This window comes from Limnothrix redekei LRLZ20PSL1 (genome assembly GCF_043235035.1).
Taxonomy (GTDB): domain Bacteria; phylum Cyanobacteriota; class Cyanobacteriia; order CACIAM-69d; family CACIAM-69d; genus CACIAM-69d.
The window spans coordinates 61,475-68,337 of sequence record NZ_JAZAQF010000081.1 but is presented as its reverse complement, the minus strand read 5'-3'; the positions used below and the strand labels follow the sequence as shown (position 1 = coordinate 68,337).

Annotated in this window: 3 protein-coding genes; 2 read left to right on the top strand and 1 reads right to left on the bottom strand. The window is 55.4% G+C overall.

Going from position 1 to position 6,863, the window contains the following annotated elements; genetic code table 11:
• Nucleotides 1-489 precede the first annotated feature (489 nt).
• Nucleotides 490-2,208: a methyltransferase domain-containing protein gene (locus VPK24_RS14205; protein WP_393014316.1), complete on the bottom strand. Its 1,719-nt coding sequence runs from the start codon at nucleotides 2,206-2,208 to the stop codon at nucleotides 490-492.
• Nucleotides 2,209-2,781: 573 nt separating this feature from the next.
• Here VPK24_RS14205 and VPK24_RS14200 point away from each other — a divergent pair.
• On the top strand, nucleotides 2,782-3,534 hold the full coding sequence (locus VPK24_RS14200; protein WP_190353389.1) for a peptidylprolyl isomerase: 753 nt from the start codon (nucleotides 2,782-2,784) through the stop codon (nucleotides 3,532-3,534).
• A gap of 250 nt (nucleotides 3,535-3,784) precedes the next feature.
• The gene (locus VPK24_RS14195) at nucleotides 3,785-6,853 is read left to right on the top strand and encodes an ABC transporter transmembrane domain-containing protein (RefSeq protein WP_393014314.1); all 3,069 of its coding nucleotides are present in this window, start codon (nucleotides 3,785-3,787) and stop codon (nucleotides 6,851-6,853) included.
• The last annotated feature ends 10 nt before the right edge of the window (nucleotides 6,854-6,863 follow it).

Sequence of the window (6,863 nt, the reverse complement as noted above, 5' to 3'; positions counted from 1 at the left end):
CTACCACTACCGCAATGCTTGATCAACTGCTGGCGGTTGCTCTTCGATTAATTGATCCCCAATATCTCAGAAACTGGTTTGCTCATTGCTGCTACTGCACCTCATAGCACTGGAAAGTGCTGTAATTTCAGAATAGATTTGATTTTTATTACGCATTTTTATTGTTCAATGAACAAAATATTTTTGATTTAAAGCTTTAATTCTTATCAAGATTTATTTAATATTCTGGAGATTAATTTCTCATGATTCAGGAGTTTTCATGAACCATGCAGAGCATTTTCACAGATCACGAATCAGGTTTCGGTAGTGCCATAATTCAGTCATGATGAGTCCGTAAAAGTCTTGCGGCGTAAGCGATCAGTTACCGAAAGTCATCACCTCACCGACACTGCCAGACAAGGGGCTTAAGGCCCTTGCCCCCACGACTACTCCCCACGACTACTAGTGCTTTGCCATTGCCCCAAGTTACTTCCCAGACATCCTTTGAAGTCATCCTGCAAATAGATCGGGAATTCGACGCTGCAAGGCCGCGTTCAACTCCGGTAGGCGATCGCGCAGGGATCGATACCACTCATATCGTTGGCGATAGTGCTGGCACATCAGCCGGTTTTGGGACACCCACTGGTAGGCGTTTTGGGTCAGGGTTTCGCGTAATTGGGGGTAGTCAACCAGGGCGGCTAGTTTTTGCTCAAAGTCCGCTGGGCTGTAATAGAGCAGGCCCGTTTGACCATCGATCAGGGTTTGTTGATAGACCACGGGGCTGGCCAGGGCGGCGGTGCTGTGGGCGGCACACTCAATGAACTTCAAGTCTGATTTCATGCCGTTGAAGCGGGTGCGTTCCAGGGGCAACAGGGCCACATCGCTTTGGTGCAACAGCTCCGCATATTCCTCGTAAGGACAGAAGGGACGGAAGGTTTTGTGGGGCGTTTGCAGGGCTTCAAAAAAGTGGCGATCATGAATCACATGAACCAGAATTCGATCGCCCCGTTGATTGAGTACGCGGTTAATGCCGTCAATCAGCGGTTTCCAATCGTTTTCCCGGTTCAAGGCCCCAAAAAAGAGGGTGACCGGTCGTTGTGGATCGATGGCGGCAGGTGGGGGCAATTCCGCCAACTGATTGGGAAACACGGCCACGTAGGGGTTCACTTGGCGCAGGAAGGCGGCCAGGGGTTCCGTGGAGGTTTGGATGGCGTGGACGCTGCGATAGGCGAAAAAGTCTGTTTTTTCGGTGCGGGCCCAGCGGTAGGGGTCGTCGTCCACTTCCAAGATGATCAGATAACCTCGGGCCAGGAGTTTGCGCTGCTGCACCAAGTCCTGTTCTCGGTTCAAAATTGCCCGTTGCCAAATAAAAATTGGCTCTTCGTGGGCTTGCACGGCTCCGGCGGTGGCGGTGCGATCCTGGGCGATCGCCCGCATTCCGGGAATTCGATTTAAAAACTCATTCGGTTCGGTTACTCGCACTCGTTTGCAAACCTTGGCTTCCATCACCAGGGTTTGGGCAAAGAAGTGTCGCTGGGGCCGATCGCCCGGCCGCATGGCTCGCACCAGGTATTGAACCGAAGCACTTTGCTGATTAAACCGCTGCCGATCGACCCCCAACCGATCCAGCAGCGGCCCGATCGCCTCTTGGAATTTGTCGCGCATTTCATCGGGGCGACTGCGACCCCGAATTTCTTCAATTTCTAACCCCGCCTGCTGAAAAAGCTGGGTAATGGAATCCTTGGTGAAGAAGCGCAAATGGCCCCGATCGAAAATGCCGTAATCCGCATATTCCCAACGGCCCGACAGCAAATCCACAATGGCTCCCCAATATTGAATATTGGGAATGCAGGCAATCACTTGGCCACCGGGAGCCAGCCAGCGTGCATGGTGGGTCAGGGTTTGCCAAGGATTAATGAAATGCTCCAGCACATCCCCATAGACCAGGCAATCCATGCTTTCCGGGGAAATTTCTGCCCCCAGTTGGGGATCTTCCGCGTTGCCCACATAGACGCGATCGAGCCGGCCCGCCGCGATTTGGGCCGCCGCTGGATCTTGCTCTAAGCCGATGTATTGGGCAAAGGGGTTAATTCGTTTGTAGGCCTGTCCCAAGGCCCCTGTGAAACAGCCCACTTCCACAATCGATCGGGCATCTCCGGGCAGCAGTTTCAACAAATCGGCATTGTGGATGTCGCTGTAGGCCAGGGATGCGGCGGGTTCAGAAGTCATCGGAACAGGAAGATGGCGAGCGATTGAGTGAACAGATCACCGCCCTAGGCTATCGCGCCCGATCGCCCGACACAAGCTACAGCCGCCACCGTCCATCAATGGAACCTCCCCCGGGGGCCCTGCGTCCACAACCTTAGTCCGCCCTTGTGATCTGAATTCGTGATCCAAATTCGTGATCCAAATTCGTGACTCGTGGTCTGATCCATCCCCGCGTTCCGATGCATTCTGGTCAAAGCTTGCGCCCTCTCTTTGCAGTCCCCAAGGCATCTAGCACCCGTTTTTCCAACACAACAACCCATCCGGCTCGATTCCAGGCGCGATGGTATTCTTTGGAAGACTCATGCTCCAGCCCTTCAGTCACGATTGAATGAGCGGCTTAACCGACCGGGCAACCCAAACACAAAACCGATGCGCACCCCAAAGTGCCACACCACCCCTGTGATGGTTCCCCGATCGCTGCTTAATGGTTAGTTGATGACTGACTGAATCAATTGGCCAATCACCAGTTAGTTGTTAACGTTTCGTTTACACTTTTCGTTCGTTTTGCCTGCAATCACTGCAAATCAATTCACCATGGCAGGTCTCTTCCAAATTGGTCCGAATGTTATCCAAGCGCATGAGATGCTCTCGCTGCTCAGTCGCTATCACCTGATGCCGCAATTCCTGCGCGGATTGGTGATCGATCGGGCGATCGCCGATGTGGAATTCACCGAAGAAGAACGGCAGCAGGCCGTCATTAACTTTCGGAAGCAACATCGGATTATTGAAGACGCAGACATTGCCCGCTGGATGCAGGAAAACAACCTCTCCATTGAAGGGCTTGAAGAGCTGGCCATTCGGCCCATGCGGCTGGAAAAGTTCAAAGAGTCCCAATTTGGGCGCAAAGTAGAAAACTATTTTGTCAGTCAAAAGAGCCGCCTAGATAAGGTGGTCTACTCCCTGATTCGCGTGCAGGATGAAGGGCTGGCCCAGGAAATTTATTACCGCATTGAAGAGGGCGAGTCTTCCTTCGCAGAAATGGCTCGCACCTATTCCCAAGGCCCAGAAGCTCAAACCAATGGCATTTTGGGGCCCGTGCCTCTGAACCAACCTCACCCCTTCATTGCCCGCATGTTGGAAGTGAGCCAGCCGGGTCAATTGTGGCCCCCGCGCGCCCTGGTGGAATGGTTTATTATTGTGCGGCTGGAACAGTTTTTGCCGTCGCAGCTTGATGAAGCCATGCGCCGACAAATGATCGATGAAATGTTTGAAAACTGGATGCGCGAACAAATTCAAGCCCTCGGTTCGCCCCAGTTACTTTGGGCCGCTTCCGATTCGGGAAGTTGAGGGCGATCGGGATGAGCCAAGGCGATCGCCCGCTACGGTTAGTTTGATCAGGGTCAATTTGACCCATCCAATTTGACCAATTTTGATTCAGCTCCTGACTCCGCAAATGATCCATAAAAACGATCCATAATTTGCGCAACCGTTAGCTAGCCCTGAACCCATGCGCTGATTTGGCTCTCAATCCCAATCGCTTCCCATCTCGATCGCCTCGCCTAACTGCTTTGACCTGTTTTTGCCCGTGCCTGGAGTTATGACTCAAGCTGCTAGCCATCAGCCCATTCAAGTGTTTCTGGCGGAGATCGATCCGTTCAGCCGCCTCAGCTCCGCCAGTTTGGAACGCTTACTCCAGGGGGCCCAGCTACTGCGCTACCGGGTGGGGCAACCACTGCTCGATCGCCAAACCTTGCCGGCCCAAGTCTTGGTTTTGTTCCAAGGACAAGTGCGGGTTCTGGGGTTTGACGAGCGATCGCAACGGCCCGTCAGCCTCAAACTAGCCACTCCTGGCGAAATTCTCGGTTGGGCTGGGCTGTTGCGGGGCGTGGCCTGCGAAACGGCGATCGCCTCCACCGAAACCACCTGCATCAGCATCCCCGCCGCCGATTTTCTGGCCGTGATGGCCGAAGAACCCACCTTCCGTCAAGCCTGGGAGTCGCGCTGCAACATCTGTGAACTCTTCGGTCTGCTCAGCCAAGAGCTACAGCGCCAAGCCGATCGACGCGGCAACCTAAAAGACATCACCCTGCGGATGCTCGATGAAGTACAGGTGATGGGCATTCCCGAAGGAATTGTCGATGAGGCCACCCTTGAGCGACTCATTGATCCGCAACTCGTCTGGCTCCTGAGCGGTGGCCAAGCGGAAACCGTCAGCGGCAAACTGATCGCGGGCGATCGACTGCAATGGGCCGGCAGCGGCTCCGTTACCATCACCGGCGGCCATGCGGCCCGCGTCGTTGGGTTTACCCAAGACTGGCTCCGGCAGCGCACCCCCCAAACCGAAGCCGCGATCGCCGCCCCGCCCCCACCCCCGGTTGATATCGTCACCGGCAACGCCGCCCCCGTCACCGAACCGGCTCCCGTTGCGGCAGCTCCGGTTCCCGCTCCCGAAATTCCCTTCGCCCCCGAAAAGCCGCCCGAACTTCCCCGAGAAGCCCTGCTAACCCAGCCCGCCACCTATCCCCATGTGCGGGGGCGGGGGCCCGTCAACGGCACTCTGGCCTGCTTCCAGATGCTGAATGAATTCGTGCCCGGGTTGCAATTCCGCAAAGATCGGATTCGGCGGCTCCTGGAAGATCAACTGCGGGCCACCGGGCAAATCTCCATGCAGGTTTGCGGGGCGATCGCCCAAACCATCGGCTTTCGGCCCCAACTGATCCAAATTTCCGGTGTCCTGATCAATCGGCTAAAAGCACCCGCTCTCACCCCCTGGAAAGATAGCTTCGCCGTCATCTACGACATTTCCGAAACCCGCATCATCCTGGCCACCCCTGAAGAAGGCGTGATGCGCAAGACCCCCCAGCAGTTCCTAGAAAGCTGGGGCGAAAGCGGCATGGTGTTGCTTCTCGAAGCCCCCGTAGAAGAACTGCCGGAAAAATTCGGTCTCAGTTGGTTCGTTCCCTGGATCCTGCCTTACAAACGCGCCCTGATCGAAGTTGTCGTCGCGTCCTTCTTCGTTCAAACCTTCGGGTTGGTGCAGCCGATCATCACCCAGGTGATCATCGACAAAGTGTTGGGCCAAGGCAGCATCGAAACCATGGATGCCCTCGGCTTCTTCATGTTGGGTGTGGCCGTCTTTGAAGGGATCCTCAACATCCTGCGGACTTACCTGTTTGTCGATGCCATGAACCGAATCGACATGAACGTCGGTTCCGCCATCATCAGTCACCTGATGCGCCTGCCCCTGGGCTACTTTGACGTGCGTCGGGTGGGTGAACTGGCGGGTCGGGTCAATGAGCGCGACAGCATTCGGAACTTCCTGACCGGCACAGCCCTCACCGTTTTCCTGAACGCCATCTTCTCGGTGATCTACATCGTCGTGATGGTGGTCTACAGTTGGCTGCTCACCTTGGTAGCCCTGGCGGTCGTCCCCATCTTGGGCGGGATTATCGTCTTTGCCGCCCCGATCATCCGCCAACTCATTCGTCGCCAAGCAGAACGCCGCGCCGACGTGGACTCCTACATGGTGGAAGTGATTTCCGGGGCCCAAACCGTCAAGGCCCAAAACATCGAAACCAAGGTGCTGTGGCAGTGGCAAGAGCGCTATGCCCGCATGATCCAGGCAAACTTCAAAACGATCATGACCGGCACCACGATCGGGGGGGCCACCTCCTTCCTGAACAGCCTGTCTACACTAGCCCTGCTTTGGGCGGGAGCCTATTTGGTGATTGGCAACCAAATCACCCTGGGGCAATTGATCGCCTTCAAAATCCTGGCCGGAAACGTCACGGGTTCCCTCCTCAGCTTGGTGGGTGCTTGGCAACAGGTGCAGGAGATTTCGATTTCTGTGGAACGTCTGGCGGATATTGTTGACAGCCAACCGGAGTCCAGCGATGCCGATCGCGACAATATCCCCATGCCGGAATTGGTCGGCTCCGTCAAGTTCTCCGATCTCTCCTTCCGCTTTGCAGAAACGGGGCCCTTGCAGCTAGCCAACGTCAATCTCGACTTTGCCCCGGGCACTTTTGTAGGAATTGTGGGGGAATCCGGTTCCGGGAAATCCACCCTCATGAAACTCCTCCAGCGGCTATACGCTCCCACCGCTGGCTACATCCAAATTGATGGCTACGACATCAGCAAAGTGGAACTCTACTCCCTGCGCCGACAAATTGGGATGGTGCTGCAAGACACCCTCCTGTTTACGGGCACGGTGCAAGAAAACATCATGCTGGCCAACCCAGATGCCACCACCGAGGAAGTGATTCACGCCGCCAAGGTGGCCGCCGCCCACGACTTCATCATGCAGTTGCCCAACGGCTACAACACCGTGGTTGGGGAACGGGGAACCGGGCTTTCTGGGGGACAACGACAGCGGATTGCGATCGCCCGTACCGTTTTACAACAGCCCAAACTCCTGATTTTGGACGAAGCCACCAGCGCCCTGGACTACAACTCAGAACGTCAGGTTTGTAATAACCTGGCCGTTGAGTTCCGAAACCGCACGGTGTTCTTCATTACCCACCGCTTGAACACAGTTCTGAACGCAGACTCGATCATCCTGATGGACAAGGGGGCCGTGGTTGAACAGGGAACCCACGAGGAATTGATGGCTATGAAGGGTCGCTACTATTGCCTGTTCCAACAACAGGAAGGATCGTTTAGCTAGCGATTCCCCC

Coding starts and splice junctions, on each gene's coding strand:
- VPK24_RS14200 (WP_190353389.1), top strand. CDS start 2,782: ATGGCAGGTCTCTTCCAAATTGGTCCGAATGTTATCCAAGCGCATGAG.
- VPK24_RS14195 (WP_393014314.1), top strand. CDS start 3,785: ATGACTCAAGCTGCTAGCCATCAGCCCATTCAAGTGTTTCTGGCGGAG.
- VPK24_RS14205 (WP_393014316.1), bottom strand. CDS start 2,208: ATGACTTCTGAACCCGCCGCATCCCTGGCCTACAGCGACATCCACAAT.